Source organism: Paractinoplanes toevensis (assembly GCF_018332695.1).
Classification (GTDB): domain Bacteria; phylum Actinomycetota; class Actinomycetes; order Mycobacteriales; family Micromonosporaceae; genus Actinoplanes; species Actinoplanes toevensis.
The window spans coordinates 98,961-114,114 of sequence record NZ_BOQN01000010.1 but is presented as its reverse complement, the minus strand read 5'-3'; the positions used below and the strand labels follow the sequence as shown (position 1 = coordinate 114,114).

The window sequence follows — 15,154 nt, the reverse complement described above, 5'->3', positions numbered from 1 at the left end:
CACTAGATGATCGGGCGGAACAGGCCCAGCGTGATCGTGGTGGCCAGCACGGCCGCGGCGAGCCCGATCGCGCCCACGACGAGCAGCGTGTCCGCGCCGGTGAAGGTCTGCCGCCGCGCGTAGGTGCGCGCGATTCCGGAGTCGAATCCGCGTGCGTCCATCGCCACCGCCAGCCGGCCGCCCCGGCGTAGCGCCCCGACCAGCAGCGCGAACGCGGTGGCCCCGAACAGCCGTACCTTGGCGATCGGGTTGCGGCCGGCGTCGACGCCGCGGGCCCGGCGGGCCAGGGTGAGCATCTGCCATTCGGCGTTGAGCAGCGGCAGCAGCCGGAACGCGGCGAGCGCCCCGATCGCGAACCGGGCCGGCGCCTTGGCGTTCTGGACCAGGGCGTCGGCCAGGTCGGTCGGGTCGGTGGTGGCGAAGACGATGACGCCGGGCAGGGCGATCGCGAACAGCCGCAGGATCAGCCCGAGCGCGGTGGTCAGCACGCCGGTGGTGACGTCGAACGGCCCGAGTCCGACCAGGAGGGTGCCGCCACGGTCGGCGGCGAAGAGCACCATGGTGATCAGCACGCCGGCGCCGGCCGCCAGCAGCGGCCAGACCTGCCGGGCCAGGATCGTGTGGCGCAGCCCGAACAGCGGCAGCAGGGCCAGCTCGACGGCCAGGGCGATGGCCGGGGTGAGCGGGTCCAAGGTGCTGATCAGCGGCAGGGAGAAGAGCAGGGCAGCGGCGAGCTTGGCGACCGGGTTGCGCCGGGCGAGCGGAGCCGACGGGTCGCCGATCGGCTGGGTCGTGAAGGTCATGACGGCCGCCGGGAAAGACGCCCGAGCGAGACCGTCCGGTCGGCGAGGGTCTGCACGAAGTCGTCGTCGTGGGTTACCGCCACGATCGCGTGGCCCTCGTCGCGCAGCGCCGCCAGGAGCGTGACCAGCTCGGTCCAGGTGCGCCGGTCCTGGCCGAAGGTCGGCTCGTCCAGGACGAGCAGGCGGGGGGCGGTGGCCAGGGCGGTCGCGACGCTCAGGCGGCGTGCTTCGCCGCCGGAGAGGGTGTAGGGGTTGGCCGCCGCGAGCTTCTCCAGGCGCAACCGTTGGAGCAGCGCGTCGACGATGCCGGCCGTTTCGTCTGCGGATCGGCCGAGACGGCGCGGGCCGACCGCGAGTTCATCGGCGACCCGGCTCGTCACGAACTGGTGTTCGGGGTTCTGGAAGACGGAACCGATGCGCGAGGTCAGCGTCGCGGCGCGCCACCGGTGCGGCGGTCGCTGGTCGCCGAATGCCGACACCCGGCCGCCGGTCGGGGCCAGCAGCCCGCCCAGGACCAGAGCGAACGTTGATTTGCCGGCGCCGTTCGGCCCGGTCACGGCGAGGACTTCGCCCTCATCGGCGGTCATCGATACGTCGTGCACGCGCTGGTCGACGGTCACGTTCTCGGCGCGGGCCACCGGTGGGCCGGTGGGCGGGGCCGCGGCTTTCCGCGGCGAGATGCGGAACCCGGGCACCCACACGCCCTCCTCGGCCAGGCGGTTGCCGTAGGCGGTGAACACCATCTCGGGGGTGCCGTCGGCACGGATGCCGCCGCCCGCTTCGAGCACCACCACCCGGTCGACCAGCGGCAGCGCCTCGGCCACCCGGTGTTCGACGAGGATCAGTGTCGTGTCGTGGTCGCGGGAGCGGGTGATCGCGTCGCGGACCAGGTCGGCGCCGGCCGGGTCGAGGTTGGCGGTCGGTTCGTCGAGGAGCAGCAGGCCGGGCCGGAGGGCGAGCACCCCGGCCAGCGCGAGCCGTTGTGCCTCGCCGCCGGACAGGGCCGCCGTCGACCGGGTGATCGGGTAGGGGAAGCCGACCCGGTCCAGGGCGTCGCCGACCCGGGGCCAGATCTCGGCGGCCGGCACGCCCCGGTTCTCCAGGCCGAAGGCGACGTCGTCACCGCTGCGGGCCATCACCAGCTGGGTCTGCGGGTCCTGGAAGACGATGCCGACCCGGTCGCGGGCGTCGGCGGGGGAGCGGCCGTCGATCTCGACGGTGCCGGCCTGTTCACCCGAGTCGTCGGGGAGCAGGCCGGCCAGCGCGGCGAGCAGGGTGCTCTTGCCGGCCCCGGAGGGACCGAGCAGCAGCACCCGTTCGCCGTGGTCGATGCGCAGGTCGACGTCGCGGACCGCCCAGGCGCGGCGGCCCGCGTGCCGCCAGCCGAAGCCACGTAGGACGACCTTGCTCATGCGGGACGGATCAGACGAGGGCGCGGGAACGGCCGGCCGCGAACCGGTCGAGCACCCCGGTCTGGGCGAGCGCCCGGACCAGCAGGAGGCTGCCCAGGCCGGCGATCACCAGCGACGACGCCGCGGTGATCAGGATGTACGGCAGTCGCATGCTGGCCCAGGACGTGCCGGGGTACCAGACCAGCGCGTCGTACACCGAGGCGACGATGCCGGCGGTGGCGCCGGCGAGCAGCGCCACCGGCAGGTTGTAGACCTTGTAGGCGAACGCCGCGAAGATCAGTTCGGCGCCGAGGGCTTCCAGCGGTCCCTGCACGACGAGGGTCCAGCCCCAGCTCGTGCCGATCGCGACGGAGACCAGCGAGGCGAGGGTGAGGGTGTAGAACGCGGCTCCGGGCTTGCGCACGATCAGCGCGCCGAGCACGGCCGGGACCAGCCACATCCCGTAGAGGACGGCCCGCCCGGGCAGCGGGATGGCGTCGGCCGGCCCGTTCCAGAGCAGGCCCCAGGCCCAGAAGATGACGCCGAACGCGACGGCCACGATCGAGGCGATCACGATGTCTATCGTGCGCCAGCGGTTGGGATTTGTTGCCATGTGTACCTCCCGATGGGTACCGGGAGGAGACGCACGCCGCAACGCTGCGGCGCGGCTGGAGAAAGACCGAGCTTCCTGCGCTGGCATTACCCAGATCAGGTACGAGGGTCTGCGGTTGCCCGCACTCTCAGCGCTGTGCGCTCCCCTGTCGGATCGAAGCTTGTTCGCGACCTACCTCGACCCCCGCATCGCGTGAGCGATGCAGCTGATCTCCGCCGTCGCGAACAAGCTTCGCTGCATGTGTTTCGATGACGCTAACACCGTTGGCAGTGCGTGGACAGCGAGGGAGCCGTCACATGGAGATCAAGGCGCGCGGGATGACCTTCGACGTGTACGAGGGTGGGCCGGCCGACGGCGAGCCGGTTCTGCTGCTGCACGGCTTTCCGCAGGATCACCGGGAGTTCGACCTGATCCTGCCCCGGCTGCACGAGGCCGGCCTGCGCACGTACGCCGTAGACCAGCGTGGTTACTCGCCCGGCGCCCGCCCGGAGAACGTCAGCGCCTACCGGATCACCGAGCCGGCCAAGGACGCCATCGCGATCCTGGACGCCCTCGGCGTCGAGAAGGCGCACGTCATCGGCCACGACTGGGGCGCGCAGGTCGGCTGGATCCTGGCCGCCCAGTACCCCGAGCGGGTGAGCACCCTGACCGCGGTGTCGGTGCCCCATCCGCGCGCGTTGCGCCTGGCCATGCGGGTCCGGCCGACCCAGCGGGCCCGGTTCAGCTACTTCGCCGTGTTCCGCAGCGCGATCGCCGAGCGTTTCCTGCTCGGCGCGAACGCGGCGGTGCTCAAGGCGATGCTGAACCCGATCGGTGACCGGGCGTCGCTGTACGTGGACGCGATGCGTGAACCGGGCGCGCTGACCGGCGGCCTCAACTGGTACCGCGCTTTCAGCGGCAGCGACCTGGGCGGCGTCAGCGTGATCACCGTGCCCACCACGTACGTCTGGAGTGACCGGGACGGTGTCGTCGCCCGCACCGCCGCGTTGCGCACCCGGGACTGGGTGGAGGCCGATTACCAGCTCGTGGTGCTGCGCGGGGTGAGCCACTGGGTGCCCGAGCAGGCGGCCGGGCCGCTCGCCACGTACGCCCTGGCCCGGATCACCGGCGGCGGCCCGACGCCGTCAGGCCCAGCTTCTTGAGTTCCAGCCCGGCGAGCGCGTCCAGCGCCGCGGCGTCGCCGTTGCGCCAGCTCTGGGCGATGTCGGGGCCGAGTTTGGCCAGCTCGTTCAGGGGCTGGCCGGCGAGGGCGCGCAAGGCCAGGAGATCGCGGCCGGCGGGCTCACTCCGTACCGAAGAAGCCACCGCGGCCCGGCGCATCCACCGCAACCGCAGCGGAAGCCAGAGGAACAGCACCAGCGCGAGCGGAACGGAGAGCGCGAGGATCATCATGATCAGCGCCAGCTGATCGACTATTTCCTGCTGCTGGGCGCCCGCGTCGGCGAGCGAGCGGGCCGCGTCGGCGGCACCGTTGAACGGTTTGACCAGCTGGTCGCCGACCAGCGGCACCCGGCCGATCTTGCCGCCGGCGTCGGCCAGGTTGTCGGCGATGCCGCCGCCCGCGCTCTGCAGTTTCTGGCCCGGCACGGCCAGTTTCTCGACCATGTCGTGCACCCAGAGACCGGCCCGGATCCACAGGTAGACCCAGATGATGACGATGATGTCGGTGAGCAGTTGGCGGATGGCGGTGGGGATCCGCTCGGCGTAAAGCTTCACGGGGCACAGCGTCCCACGTGGAGTGGATCAGCGCTTGGTCGCGCACTCCGGACAGGTGCCGAAGATCTCCATCGTGTGCGAGACGTCGACGAAGCCGTGCTGCGCGGCCACCCGGTCGGCCCACGACTCGACCGCCGGGCCCTCCACCTCGACCGCCGTGCCGCAGGAGCGGCAGACCAGGTGATGGTGGTGGCCCTGGCTGCACCGGCGGTAGAGGTGCTCGCCGCCGGGCGGGCGCATCACGTCGATCTCGCCGGCGTCGGCGAGGCCCTGCAGCGTGCGGTACACCGTGGTGAGGCCGACGCGTTCGCCCCGCTCCCGCAGGATCGCGTGCAGGTCCTGGGCGCTGTTGAAGCCCTCGGTGTCGTTGAGCACGGCGCTCACCGCGCTGCGCTGCTTGGTGTTGCGCTGCGCGGTCGATTCGGCGTTCACGATCTGACCTCCCTCGCGTGGCTGACGGCGTCGGCGACGATGTGCGCGACGTGGTCGTCCACCAGCGAGTATGCGATCTCCCGGCCACGGCGTGCACCCCGGACCACGCCGGCGCCGCGCAGCACCCGCAGATGCTGGGACACCAGCGGCTGGGGTGCGCCCAGTTTCTCCACCAACTCGTGCACGCAGCGTTCTCCCACACCGAGCTCCGCGACGATCGCGACACGGATCGGCGCGGACAGAGCACGCAGGAGCTCCCCGGCCGATTCGTACGCCTCATATCCGGTCGACGTCGTCATCGCGGTGCCCAATTTAGCGTGTGCCTGCGGCTCATCCTTGGAGGACGACATCGGGCGGCTCCACTTCCCGGGGATGCTGGGCGCGGCGACGCAGCGCCCGGACGGCAGCGCCGCCGGCCGCGATCGCCACGAAGACGGCGAGCGCGACGATGACGGTGGTCGCGCCGGGGGCGGTGTCCGCTTCGGCGGAGACGGCCACGCCGACCCCCGCGGCGCCGAGCCCGATCACCATGGCGAGCGCCATCGTCGTGAGGAAACCCCGGGTGACCTGCTGGGCGGCGGCGACCGGGACGACCATCAGAGCAGAGACCAAGAGCAATCCGACGGTACGCATGGCGATGGTCACGGTCACCGCGGTGGTCACCGCCATCAGCAGATTGAGGGTACGCACCGGAAGGCCGCTGACCTTGGCGTACTCCTCGTCGTTGCAGACCGCGAACAGCGCCGGGCGGAACACCGTCATGGTGATCAGGACCGCCGCGCCGAGCGCGACGATGACCACGACGTCCTGCGGCGAGGTGGTGATCAGCGAACCGAACAGGTACTGCATCAGGTTGGCGTTGCTGCTGTCGTCGGAGAGCCCGACCAGCACCACGCCGCCCGCGATGCCGCCGTAGAACAGCAGCGCCAGGGCCAGGTCGCCGGAGGTGCGGCCGCGCTGGCGGATCAGTTCGATGCCGACCGCGCCGATCGCCGACACGATCACCGCGCTGATCACCGGGGAGTGGTGCAGCAGCAGGCCCACGCCGACACCGGTGAGCGCGACGTGGCCGATGCCGTCGCCGATCAGCGACAGCCGCCGCTGCACCAGGTAGATGCCGAGGGCGGGGGCGGCCAGGCCGATCACCAGCGCGCCGATCAGTGCACGGATCATGAAGTCGTACTGGAAGAGATCCATTTCAGCCCGCCGTCATCCGGTCGGCCGGCGCCCACTCGCAGATGCCGGCCTTCTCCAGGGCGGCGTGCGGGTGCACGTGGTCGTGGCCGGGGTCGGCGTGGTGGCCGGCCGGTTCGGGCGGCACGCCCTCGTGGGCGATGCGGCCCTCGTGCACCACGACGGCCCGGTCGATCAGCGGCCGCAGCGGGCCCAGCTCGTGCGCGACGAGCAGGATCGTGCCGCCGCGGGCCGCGAACCGGCCCAGGGCGGCGGCGAACGCCTCCTGGCTGGCGGCGTCCACGCCGGCCGTGGGCTCGTCGAGGACCAGCAGGTCGGGCTTCCCGGCCAGGGCGCGGGCGATGAGGGTGCGCTGCTGCTGGCCGCCGGACAGGGTCGACACCGGGTCGGCGATCCGGTCGAGCAGGCCGACGTCCTCCAGGGCCGCCGTGACCGCGGCCCGGTCGGCGGTGCCGGCCGGGCGGAAGATGCCGCGCCGGGCCAGCCGGCCGGAGGCCACCACCTCACCGACGGTGGCGGGCACGCCGCTGCCGGCGCCGAGGCGCTGCGGGACGTAGCCGACCCGGGCCCAGTCCCGGAACTTCCGCTGGGCGGTGCCGAACAGGTCGATGTCGCCGCGGGCGGCGGGGACGAGGCCGAGGATCGTACGGATGAGGGTGGACTTGCCGGAGCCGTTGGCGCCGAGGATGGCGACGACCTCGCCACCGCTGACGGCCAGCGAGACGTCGTGCAGGATCTCCCGGCCGTCGTACCCGACGGCCAGGTGGCGTACGTCGACGACGGTCATGAGGTGCACCCCAATGCCTCGGTCAGTGCGGCCAGATTGGCGCGCATGACGGTGAAGTAGTCGGACGTCGTGTCGGTCAGCCCCTCCAGCGGGTCGAGCACGGCGGTCCTGGCCCCGACCTCGCGGGCGATGGTCTCGGCCACCTTCGGGCTCACCAGCGTCTCGAAGAAGATCGTGGTGCTGCCGGTCGCTCTCGCCTGTTCGGCCACGGCGGCGAGGCGCTGCGGGGAGGGCTCGGCCTCGGGGGAGATGCCGGTGATGCCGACCTGGGTGAGGCCGTAGCGGGTGGCCAGGTAGTTGAACGCGCTGTGACTGGTGACCAGCTCATGCCGCTGACAACTCGCCAGGCTCTTCGCGTACTCCTTGTTGAGGTCCTGAAGTTGGGTCTGCAGTTCGGCGGCCGCGGATCGGTAGGCCGCGGCGTGCGCCGGGTCGGCGGCGGCCATCTTCTCGCCGAGGGCGCCGGCGATGGTGCTGAACCGGACCGGGTCGAGCCACACGTGCGGGTCGCGGTCGCCGCCTTCCGACTCCTCGGTCTTCTCGGTGTACGGCAGCAGCTCGACCACCGACGCGACGTCGAACGAGCGGTCCTTGGCCTCCTGGGCGATGGCGGCGTCGACGGCCGGCTGGAAACCGCTCAGGTAGACCGCGAGGCCGGCGTCGGCGACGTCGGCGACCTGGCGCGGGTTCAGCTCGACGTCGTGCGGCTCGGCGCCCGGTTTGGTGAGGTTGGTGACGGCCACCGTGTCGCCCCCGATGCGTTCGCTGAGGAACTGCAGCGGGTAGAAGGCGGTCACCACGTTCAGCTTGCCGTCGGCCTGGGCCGGCCGGTCGGCGCACCCGGCCGCCACGGCGAGGGTCAGCAGTGCGGCGAGCAGAACGCGGGGCATAGCACCCACTGTCGCCGACAATGATAATGATTGTCAAAAGCGCATGGGTTTTACACAGCCTTCGCGATCACTGCGGCCACCAGCAGAACGAGCATCACCATCCGCAGGGTCCGGGTCGACGGTCTCTGCACCGGCCAGGTGGTGAACGTCAGCGCGGCCAGACCGGCCGCCAGCAGGAACAACAGGGCCGCGCCCACGATCCCCGGCAGGAACAGCCCGGCCAGCATCAACCCCAGCGCCACGATGAACGCGGTGGTCGGGTTCACCCGGGCCAGCCGGCGCAGCAGGTTGTCGGACGTCGCCACCATGTCGCCTCCTAGCGCTGCGTACGCTCGTCGCATGCTCGTGCTCAACCGCTTCGTCGTCCCGCCGGACACGTCTGACGGCTTCGTACTCCGGGCGCACGCCGCCCTCACCGCGCTGGCCGAGCGGCCCGGATATCTCTCCGGGCGGCTCACCCGCGCGATCGACGACACCGCCCACTGGACCCTGGTCACCGAATGGGAGTCCGTCGGAGCCTACCGGCGGGCGCTGAGTGGATTCGACGTCAAGGTCCACGCCACCCCGCTGCTGGCCGAGTCGGTCGACGCGCCGTCGGCCTTCGAGACCCTGGCCAGTGCCGCGCCCGGTGGGGAGGTCGTCGTGACGGCCAGTGACCGGGCCGCGGAGCCGTGGCGCTGACGACTAATCTGGGCCCTATGACGACGGCGCCGCACGTTCCTGGCCCGCCCCCGGGGCCCGGTGTCTATCCGCCGTTCCCCGCGCCGCCGGTCGAGGGCAAGGGCAAGCGGATCGGCTGGGGCCTCGGCATCGCGGCCGGGGTCGTCGTGCTGATCTGCGGCGGGGGAGTGGCCGCGCTGATCGGCATCGGGGTGTCCGCCACCGGCGCGCTGCAGGAGCGGGCCGAGGCCGCCGTCTCCGACTATCTCGACGCGGTCGAGGCCAAACGCTACGACGACGCCTACGAGCTGCTGTGCGACAGCACCCAGGAGGACGAGAGCTCGGCCCAGTTCCAGGCCCGGATCACCGGCGAGGAAGTCATCACCGGTTACACCCTCGGCGACTTCAACATCGTCAGCATGTCCATGCCGGTCGACGTCACCTACGACAGCGGTGCGTCCGCGGAGCTTTCGGCCGCTCTCGAGCAGGACACCGACACGGGCGAGTTCGAGGTGTGCTCCCTCGGAGAGTAATCTCGCTGTTTGTCCTGATCCTTATGTGATCACAGCCCACTACGTCCCCGCCGACACCCAGCCGGCGTAGGAGGAACATGCCCGCCGACCGTATCGATGCCGTCGTCTCCCTGGCCAAGCGCCGGGGCTTCGTCTTCCCCTCCAGCGAGATCTACGGAGGAACCCGCTCGGCCTGGGACTACGGTCCGCTGGGCGTGGAGCTGAAGGAGAACGTCCGCCGCCAGTGGTGGCGCACGATGGTTCAGCAGCGTGACGACATCGTCGGCCTCGACTCCGCCGTCATCCTGGCCCGCGACGTGTGGGCGGCCTCCGGTCACCTCGACGCGTTCGTCGACCCGCTGACCGAGTGCCAGTCCTGCCACAAGCGGTTCCGCGCCGACCACCTCGAGGAGGCGTGGGAGGCCAAGCACGGCTCGCCGCCGTCCTCGCTGCAGGAGCTGAACTGCCCGAACTGCGGCAACAAGGGCACCTTCACCGAGCCGAAGATGTTCAACGGCCTGATGAAGACCTACCTCGGCCCCACCGAGAGCGCCGAGGGCCTGCACTACCTGCGCCCGGAGACCGCGCAGGGCATCTTCGTGAACTACAACAACGTCGCCACCGCGGCCCGCAAGAAGCCGCCGTTCGGCATCGCGCAGGTCGGCAAGAGCTTCCGCAACGAAATCACCCCGGGCAACTTCATCTTCCGGACGCGTGAGTTCGAGCAGATGGAGATGGAGTTCTTCGTCGAGCCCGGCAAGGACGAGGAGTGGCACGAGTACTGGTTGCAGCAGCGCTGGAACTGGTACCGCGACCTGGGCCTGTCGGAGAGCAACCTGCGCTTCTTCGAACACCCCAAGGAGAAGCTCTCGCACTACTCGAAGCGCACCGTCGACATCGAGTACCGCTTCCAGTTCGGCGGCACCGAGTTCGCCGAGCTCGAGGGCATCGCGAACCGCACCGACTTCGACCTCACCACGCACTCCAAGCACTCCGGCGTCGACCTGTCGTACTTCGACCAGGAGAAGCAGGAACGCTGGATGCCGTACGTGATCGAGCCGGCCGCCGGCCTGACCCGCGCGGTGCTGGCGTTCCTCCTCGAGGCGTACGACGAGGACGAGGCCCCCAACACCAAGGGCGGCGTCGACAAGCGCACGGTCATGCGGTTCGACCCGCGCCTGGCGCCGATCAAGGTGGCGGTGCTGCCGCTGTCGCGCAACCCGGAGCTGTCGCCGAAGGCCCGCGGCCTGGCCGACACGCTGCGCAAGCGCTGGATCGTCGAGTTCGACGACTCGCAGGCGATCGGCCGGCGCTACCGCCGCCAGGACGAGATCGGTACGCCGTTCTGCGTCACGGTCGACTTCGACACCCTCACCGACGACGCGGTGACGGTGCGCGACCGGGACACCATGAAGCAGGAGCGGATCGCCCTCGACCAGATCGAGGACTACCTGCTCAAGCGCCTGCCCGGCTGCTGATTCAGAAGCTTCTGCTTCTCAGAAGCTGAAGCCGCCCGGCCGGTCGTTCCGGTCAGCGATGAGCCCGGCCAAGGTCGCGATGGCGATCTCGGCCGGGGTCCGCGCCCCGATGTTGAGACCGATCGGGCGGTGCACCCGCGCGATCTGATCGTCCGGGACCCCGAGCTCACGAAGCATGCCGACGTGCGGCCCTTCGATCGTGGGCTTCCCCAGAATCCCGATCCACCGGGTCGGCGCCGCGAGGGCCTCCTGGAGCAGCACGCCGATCTCGGCCCGGTGGTGGTCGCTGAGCACGACGTCGGTGCTCTCGTCCAGCCCGGCGGCCGCTAGATCGTGCACGACCCGATCGCCGTGCGCCCGCGGGGTGCCCTGAAGCCGTGACTCATCCGGCTCGACGAGCACCGTCTGAAACCCGGCGTCGATCCCGAGCCGAAGCATCGCCTCCGCCGTAGGCGACTCGAACACCACAACCAGCCGCCGCGGACTCATCCCATCACTCACGCAGCCGACTGTGCCAGATCCACACCCGCGCCGCGGCCTGGAAGCTTCGTAGGGTAGTCGAGCGCCTAGTATGTGCCTGCGGGGGAAGCATGACCCCGGCCGCGTGCGAGCAGAGGCTGTCCGGGGTTTCTCTGTCATATTTTACCAGAGACTAGGGGTCGCTAGACCAGTAGTCGTCAGACTACCATCAAGCCATGGGAGACGCATTCACCGCCGGGCCCTCGGTCCGGTTGACGTATATCCCGGAGGCAAGATGCCCACCCCCGAAGAAATCATCGAGCAGATCGCCGAATTGAAGGAGCGCATGGACCAGGAAGCAGGATTGCGAGCCAGTCAAGACCGTGACCTGTCCGGCGTGATCGAGACGCAGCGCGCGCACGGCCGTCTCCTGAAGGCCCTCGCGACCAACCAGTCGCAGCAGACGGAGATATTGCTCCGACTCACAACGACAGTGGACCGGCAAGGCGCGACGCTGGACAGCTGCGTCGCGTTGCTGAGCCAGCACGCGTTCAAGCTGGCCCAGGTCAGCGCGGTGCAGGACCAGCAGACGGCAGTGCTGGAGCACCAGGGTGCCGTACTGGAGCAGCAGGGCACTGTGCTGCAGCAGCAGGGCACCGTACTGGAGCAGCAGGGCACCGTACTGGAGCAGCAGGGTGCCGTATTGGAGCACCAGGGTGCCGTACAGGAGCAGCAGGGCACCCTACTGAGACAGCAGGGCACCGTACTGCAGCAGGTTGACGGAAAGCTCGACGTCTTGATCCGGCGCGGTAGCGGCGGGTAGAGCACGGGCGATTCGGGGTCGTCGGGCTGGGCGTGTCACCCTTGAGGGCGTGACTGCACCGCTCATGCTCGGCGACCACGTCGTCAACCCGCCCGTCGTGCTCGCTCCGATGGCGGGCATCACCAACGTGGCGTTCCGCAGGCTCTGCCGGGAGCAGGGTGGCGGGGTCTATGTGTGCGAGATGATCACGACGCGGGCGCTGGTGGAGCGGATTCCCAAGACGCTCAAGATGATCGCGTTCGCGGAGGATGAGGGGTTTCGCAGCCTGCAGCTCTACGGCGTCGATCCCGATGTCACCGCGGCCGCGGTGCGGATGATCGGTGAGGACGGGCTGGCCGACCACGTCGATCTCAACTTCGGCTGCCCGGTGCCCAAGGTCACCCGGCGCGGCGGCGGGTCGGCGCTGCCGTGGCGGCGGCGGCTGTTCGGGCGGATCGTGTCGCAGGCCGTGGCGGCGGCCAAGCCCTACGGCATTCCGCTCACCATCAAGATGCGCAAGGGCATCGACGACGACCACCTGACGTACGTCGAGGCGGGTCTCGCGGCGCAGGAGGCCGGTGTCGCCGCGGTGGCGCTGCACGCGCGCACCGCCGAGCAGCGCTACTCCGGCAAGGCCGACTGGGACGCCATCGCCACCCTGAAGCAGGCCCTCGACGTGCCGGTGCTCGGCAACGGCGACATCTGGGAGGGCTCCGACGCGCTGCGCATGGTCGAGCACACCGGGGTCGACGGGGTCGTCGTCGGGCGGGGCTGCCTGGGGCGGCCGTGGCTGTTCGCCGACCTGGAGGCCGCGTTCACCCGGGGCGCCGGTTACCGGCCGGTGCTGCCGAGCCTCGGCGAGGTTGCGAAGATCATGTCCCGGCACGCCGAGCTGCTGGTCGACGCGCTCGGCGACGAGAAGCACGGCTGCGCCGACTTCCGTAAGCACGTCGCCTGGTATTTGAAGGGTTTCCCGGTCGGCAGCGACCTGCGCCGCCGGCTCGCCATGATCTCGTCGCTGGCCGAGCTGGACGACCTGCTCGCGCTGCTCGACCCGGCGCTGCCGTTCCCGGCCGACGCGCTGGGCCAGCCGCGCGGCCGGGTGAACGCGCCGGGCAAGGTCTCCCTGCCGTACGGGTGGCTCGACAGCCGCGACGACGAGTCCGTCCCCGAGGGCGCCGAGACCGACGAATCCGGCGGATGATGGCCGGGGTCGACACGATCCGGGCGGTACTGGGCGGGGAGATCACTTTCGAGGCGGGCCTCGATGCGCTCACCGTCGCGCCCGACGCCGACGGTGCGCTCGCGCAGGCGGTGGCGGTGGCCGCCGACCGGCTTTTCCAGGCCGGGTGGCAGCCGGCCGAGCTGCACCGGGTGGTGGCCCGGCTCGGTGATCCGGTGCAGGCGCAGGTGATCGCCGACGCGGCGAAGGCCTATCTCGGGAAGTTCACCGACGTCGACCCCCGCTGGCGGGCGCAGGCCGAGGAGCTGCCGCGCAACACCGTCCGGGCCGACCGGATCAAACGCAACGACGCCACCCTGGGGCTCCTCCTCGAGTTGCGCCGGCTGCCCCGGATCGAGGCGCTGATCCCGCCGCCGGGCACCGTCGCCACCACCCGGTATCAGGGGGCCGGCAACCGCATCCTGGAACGGGTGCGCGCCCTGCTGGCCAAGGCCGAGGGCACCGACTTCCCGGCCGAGGCGGAGGCGTTCTCCGCGAAGGCGCAGGAGCTGATCGCCAAGCACAGCATCGAGTCGGTGCTCACGGCCGCGCCGGAGGCGGTCCCGCTCGCCCGCCGGGTCGGTGTCGACCACCCCTACGAGAGTGAGAAGGCCACCCTCCTCGACGCGGTCGCCCGGGCGAATCACTGCCACACCGTCTGGTCGCCCGAGCTGGCCTTCTCCACGGTTTTCGGGTTCGACTCCGACATCGACGCGGTCGAGTTGCTCTACACGTCGCTGCTGGTGCAGGCGAACCGGGCGATGGCCCGCGACGAACCGGCCAAAGGCAAGGCCCGGATCAAGGTGTTCCGGCGCAGCTTCCTGGTCGCCTATGCGCACCGCATCGGCGAACGGCTGGAGCGGACCACCCGCCACGAGATCGAACGGCACACCGACCTGCTCCCGGTGCTGCGCAGCCGCGACCTGAAGGTGCAGGAGGCGTTGACGCGCGCTTTTCCCCGTACGGTCAAGGCGCGCGGCAGCCGGGTCGACAGCCTGGAGGGTTGGGAGTCCGGCCGCGCCGCGGCCGACGAGGCCGAATTGGGTTGACCGGCGGAGGAGGATGAGGGCGTGCATCCAGCTTGACGATGAACGTCTCTTCTCTACGCCGTCCGCGCCTTCGCCGACGGCGTGCTGCTCTACCCGGTCTACGCGCTGCTGTTCGCCGATGCGGGCCTGACGACCGGGCAGATCTCCACGCTGTTCGTGATCTGGTCGGTGGTCTCGTTCGCGTTCGAGGTGCCCTCCGGCGCGCTCGCTGACGCGTGGTCTCGGCGCGGCCTCTACGCGATCGGCCAGACCCTCATCGGCGCCGGTTACGCGCTGTGGCTGATCTGGCCGGCGTTCCCGGGGTTCGCCCTCGGCTTCGTGCTGTGGGGGCTTGGCGGTGCGCTCACCTCCGGCACCCTCGAGGCCCTCGTCTACGACCAGGTCGGCGAGGCCTATGCCGCGGTCATGGGCCGGGCGGGCACGGTCGCGATCCTCGCCATGACCGCCGCCACGCTGCTGGCGGCGCCGGCCTTGGCGGTGGGCGGCTACCGGCTGGTGGGCATCGCCAGCGTCGCGGTGGTCACCCTCAGTGGGCTTCTCGCGCTGCGTCTTCCCGATTCCCGGGGTACGGGCGGGGACGGCGAAAGCTATCTCGGGCTGCTGCGGTCGGGGATGCGCGAATCCGTCAAGAACCGGCGGACCATCGTCGCGCTCGCGGTGGCCGCCCTGCTGCCGGGGTTCAGCGCCCTCGACGAATATCTGCCGCTGCTCGCCCGGGACAAAGGCGCGCCGACGGTGGCCGTACCCCTGATCTACGCCCTCACCGCACTCGCGATGGCCGCGGGAAGCGCGCTCGCCGGACGGTTCGCCGGGCGGGTTTCCGCCGGTGCGGCGGCCTTGCTCGCCGCCGGCGTCCTCATTCCGCACCTGGCCGGCATGGTGGTGATCTCGGTGGCGTTCGGGCTGCTGCAGTTCGCGATGGTCCGGGCCGAGACCCGGCTCCAGGAGGAGATCACCGGGCCGGCCCGCAGCACCGTGCTGTCGGTGAGCGGTTTCGGCGCGGAGGTCTTCGCCGTCGTCCTGTACGCCTGGTTCGCCCTGCCGCTCACCTTGCCGGCGCTGTTCGCGCTGGCCGCGATCCCGCTGCTGCTCACCGCGGTCCTGGAAATCGTCCGCGAGGGATGAGGAACGCGGCGTCCCACGCGC

Annotated in this window: 18 protein-coding genes, 1 pseudogene and 1 riboswitch; of the genes and pseudogenes, 8 read left to right on the top strand and 11 right to left on the bottom strand. The window is 70.8% G+C overall.

The features are described 5' to 3' along the window. Window positions 1-2 precede the first annotated feature (2 nt). Genes Ato02nite_RS04005 through Ato02nite_RS03995 form a run of 3 tightly spaced genes read right to left on the bottom strand, consistent with a single transcriptional unit; the run spans window position 3 to window position 2,807 of the window. The gene (locus Ato02nite_RS04005; RefSeq protein ID WP_213004976.1) at window positions 3-803 is read right to left on the bottom strand and encodes an energy-coupling factor transporter transmembrane component T family protein; all 801 of its coding nucleotides are present in this window, start codon (window positions 801-803) and stop codon (window positions 3-5) included. After that, window positions 800-2,215, bottom strand: coding sequence for an ABC transporter ATP-binding protein (locus Ato02nite_RS04000; RefSeq protein ID WP_213004975.1), 1,416 nt, complete (start codon window positions 2,213-2,215; stop codon window positions 800-802). The genes Ato02nite_RS04005 and Ato02nite_RS04000 overlap by 4 nt, the downstream gene beginning before the upstream one ends. Before the next feature lie 10 nt (window positions 2,216-2,225). Next, complete coding sequence (locus Ato02nite_RS03995; protein WP_213004974.1) at window positions 2,226-2,807, bottom strand: ECF transporter S component; 582 nt, start codon at window positions 2,805-2,807, stop codon at window positions 2,226-2,228. Window positions 2,808-2,861: 54 nt separating this feature from the next. After that, window positions 2,862-2,964, bottom strand: a riboswitch (TPP riboswitch). Between the two features lie 139 nt (window positions 2,965-3,103). Between Ato02nite_RS03995 and Ato02nite_RS03990 the strand changes: the two genes are divergently transcribed. After that, window positions 3,104-3,949: an alpha/beta fold hydrolase gene (locus Ato02nite_RS03990; protein ID WP_213004973.1), complete on the top strand. Its 846-nt coding sequence runs from the start codon at window positions 3,104-3,106 to the stop codon at window positions 3,947-3,949. Here the strand turns inward: Ato02nite_RS03990 and Ato02nite_RS03985 are convergent. The 7 genes from Ato02nite_RS03985 to Ato02nite_RS03955 are packed head-to-tail and all read right to left on the bottom strand — an operon-like array spanning window position 3,909 to window position 8,134. After that, window positions 3,909-4,523 (bottom strand): hypothetical protein, encoded by a 615-nt coding sequence (locus Ato02nite_RS03985; RefSeq protein WP_213004972.1) that lies wholly within the window; start codon window positions 4,521-4,523, stop codon window positions 3,909-3,911. The genes Ato02nite_RS03990 and Ato02nite_RS03985 overlap by 41 nt on opposite strands. Before the next feature lie 27 nt (window positions 4,524-4,550). Next, complete coding sequence (locus Ato02nite_RS03980) at window positions 4,551-4,955, bottom strand: Fur family transcriptional regulator (RefSeq protein WP_213004971.1); 405 nt, start codon at window positions 4,953-4,955, stop codon at window positions 4,551-4,553. Next, on the bottom strand, window positions 4,952-5,254 hold the full coding sequence (locus Ato02nite_RS03975) for an ArsR/SmtB family transcription factor (protein WP_213004970.1): 303 nt from the start codon (window positions 5,252-5,254) through the stop codon (window positions 4,952-4,954). The genes Ato02nite_RS03980 and Ato02nite_RS03975 overlap by 4 nt, the downstream gene beginning before the upstream one ends. Before the next feature lie 31 nt (window positions 5,255-5,285). Then, on the bottom strand, window positions 5,286-6,152 hold the full coding sequence (locus Ato02nite_RS03970; RefSeq protein ID WP_213004969.1) for a metal ABC transporter permease: 867 nt from the start codon (window positions 6,150-6,152) through the stop codon (window positions 5,286-5,288). Window position 6,153: 1 nt separating this feature from the next. After that, window positions 6,154-6,936 (bottom strand): metal ABC transporter ATP-binding protein, encoded by a 783-nt coding sequence (locus Ato02nite_RS03965; RefSeq protein ID WP_213004968.1) that lies wholly within the window; start codon window positions 6,934-6,936, stop codon window positions 6,154-6,156. Beyond that, entirely contained in the window at window positions 6,933-7,826 is an 894-nt protein-coding gene (locus Ato02nite_RS03960) for a metal ABC transporter substrate-binding protein (RefSeq protein ID WP_213004967.1), read from the bottom strand. Before Ato02nite_RS03960 ends, Ato02nite_RS03965 begins: the two co-directional genes overlap by 4 nt. A 50-nt stretch (window positions 7,827-7,876) precedes the next feature. Beyond that, a complete protein-coding gene (locus Ato02nite_RS03955; protein ID WP_438873008.1) occupies window positions 7,877-8,134 on the bottom strand; it encodes a DUF6703 family protein in 258 nt (85 codons plus the stop codon). A gap of 31 nt (window positions 8,135-8,165) precedes the next feature. Here Ato02nite_RS03955 and Ato02nite_RS03950 point away from each other — a divergent pair, with 31 nt between their 5' ends. The 3 genes from Ato02nite_RS03950 to Ato02nite_RS03940 all read left to right on the top strand — a co-directional run bounded on the left by Ato02nite_RS03950 (window position 8,166) and on the right by Ato02nite_RS03940 (window position 10,476). Then, window positions 8,166-8,507, top strand: a complete 342-nt coding sequence (locus tag Ato02nite_RS03950) for an antibiotic biosynthesis monooxygenase family protein (RefSeq protein ID WP_213004966.1) — start codon at window positions 8,166-8,168, stop codon at window positions 8,505-8,507. A 17-nt stretch (window positions 8,508-8,524) separates the two neighbouring features. Further along, a complete protein-coding gene (locus Ato02nite_RS03945) occupies window positions 8,525-9,019 on the top strand; it encodes an Rv0361 family membrane protein (RefSeq protein ID WP_213004965.1) in 495 nt (164 codons plus the stop codon). 77 nt (window positions 9,020-9,096) lie between these two features. After that, a complete protein-coding gene (locus Ato02nite_RS03940) occupies window positions 9,097-10,476 on the top strand; it encodes a glycine--tRNA ligase (RefSeq protein WP_213004964.1) in 1,380 nt (459 codons plus the stop codon). Window positions 10,477-10,494: 18 nt separating this feature from the next. Here the strand turns inward: Ato02nite_RS03940 and Ato02nite_RS03935 are convergent, their stop codons facing one another. After that, entirely contained in the window at window positions 10,495-10,977 is a 483-nt protein-coding gene (locus Ato02nite_RS03935; protein WP_246606043.1) for an XdhC family protein, read from the bottom strand. A gap of 253 nt (window positions 10,978-11,230) precedes the next feature. On the opposite strand from Ato02nite_RS03935, the gene Ato02nite_RS03930 reads away from it, so the two are divergent. The 4 genes and pseudogenes from Ato02nite_RS03930 to Ato02nite_RS03915 all read left to right on the top strand — a co-directional run. After that, window positions 11,231-11,758, top strand: coding sequence for a hypothetical protein (locus Ato02nite_RS03930; RefSeq protein WP_213004963.1), 528 nt, complete (start codon window positions 11,231-11,233; stop codon window positions 11,756-11,758). Window positions 11,759-11,822: 64 nt separating this feature from the next. Further along, window positions 11,823-12,941 (top strand): tRNA dihydrouridine synthase DusB, encoded by a 1,119-nt coding sequence (dusB, locus tag Ato02nite_RS03925; protein WP_213005046.1) that lies wholly within the window; start codon window positions 11,823-11,825, stop codon window positions 12,939-12,941. Further along, window positions 12,938-14,008 carry a DUF2786 domain-containing protein gene (locus Ato02nite_RS03920; protein WP_246606041.1) on the top strand — a complete coding sequence of 357 codons (1,071 nt, stop codon included), beginning with the start codon at window positions 12,938-12,940 and terminating at the stop codon, window positions 14,006-14,008. The genes dusB and Ato02nite_RS03920 overlap by 4 nt, the downstream gene beginning before the upstream one ends. A 63-nt stretch (window positions 14,009-14,071) precedes the next feature. After that, window positions 14,072-15,133 (top strand): annotated as a pseudogene (locus Ato02nite_RS03915) (MFS transporter); the annotation flags it as partial. Window positions 15,134-15,154 lie beyond the last annotated feature (21 nt).

What these genes read in the sequence shown, in the direction of transcription:
- Ato02nite_RS04005 (WP_213004976.1), bottom strand. Translation starts at nt 803, where the DNA reads ATGACCTTCACGACCCAGCCGATCGGCGACCCGTCGGCTCCGCTCGCC.
- Ato02nite_RS04000 (WP_213004975.1), bottom strand. Translation starts at nt 2,215, where the DNA reads ATGAGCAAGGTCGTCCTACGTGGCTTCGGCTGGCGGCACGCGGGCCGC.
- Ato02nite_RS03995 (WP_213004974.1), bottom strand. Translation starts at nt 2,807, where the DNA reads ATGGCAACAAATCCCAACCGCTGGCGCACGATAGACATCGTGATCGCC.
- Ato02nite_RS03990 (WP_213004973.1), top strand. Translation starts at nt 3,104, where the DNA reads ATGGAGATCAAGGCGCGCGGGATGACCTTCGACGTGTACGAGGGTGGG.
- Ato02nite_RS03975 (WP_213004970.1), bottom strand. Translation starts at nt 5,254, where the DNA reads ATGACGACGTCGACCGGATATGAGGCGTACGAATCGGCCGGGGAGCTC.
- Ato02nite_RS03970 (WP_213004969.1), bottom strand. Translation starts at nt 6,152, where the DNA reads ATGGATCTCTTCCAGTACGACTTCATGATCCGTGCACTGATCGGCGCG.
- Ato02nite_RS03965 (WP_213004968.1), bottom strand. Translation starts at nt 6,936, where the DNA reads ATGACCGTCGTCGACGTACGCCACCTGGCCGTCGGGTACGACGGCCGG.
- Ato02nite_RS03960 (WP_213004967.1), bottom strand. Translation starts at nt 7,826, where the DNA reads ATGCCCCGCGTTCTGCTCGCCGCACTGCTGACCCTCGCCGTGGCGGCC.
- Ato02nite_RS03955 (WP_438873008.1), bottom strand. Translation starts at nt 8,134, where the DNA reads ATGGTGGCGACGTCCGACAACCTGCTGCGCCGGCTGGCCCGGGTGAAC.
- Ato02nite_RS03950 (WP_213004966.1), top strand. Translation starts at nt 8,166, where the DNA reads ATGCTCGTGCTCAACCGCTTCGTCGTCCCGCCGGACACGTCTGACGGC.
- Ato02nite_RS03945 (WP_213004965.1), top strand. Translation starts at nt 8,525, where the DNA reads ATGACGACGGCGCCGCACGTTCCTGGCCCGCCCCCGGGGCCCGGTGTC.
- Ato02nite_RS03940 (WP_213004964.1), top strand. Translation starts at nt 9,097, where the DNA reads ATGCCCGCCGACCGTATCGATGCCGTCGTCTCCCTGGCCAAGCGCCGG.
- Ato02nite_RS03930 (WP_213004963.1), top strand. Translation starts at nt 11,231, where the DNA reads ATGCCCACCCCCGAAGAAATCATCGAGCAGATCGCCGAATTGAAGGAG.
- dusB (WP_213005046.1), top strand. Translation starts at nt 11,823, where the DNA reads ATGCTCGGCGACCACGTCGTCAACCCGCCCGTCGTGCTCGCTCCGATG.
- Ato02nite_RS03920 (WP_246606041.1), top strand. Translation starts at nt 12,938, where the DNA reads ATGATGGCCGGGGTCGACACGATCCGGGCGGTACTGGGCGGGGAGATC.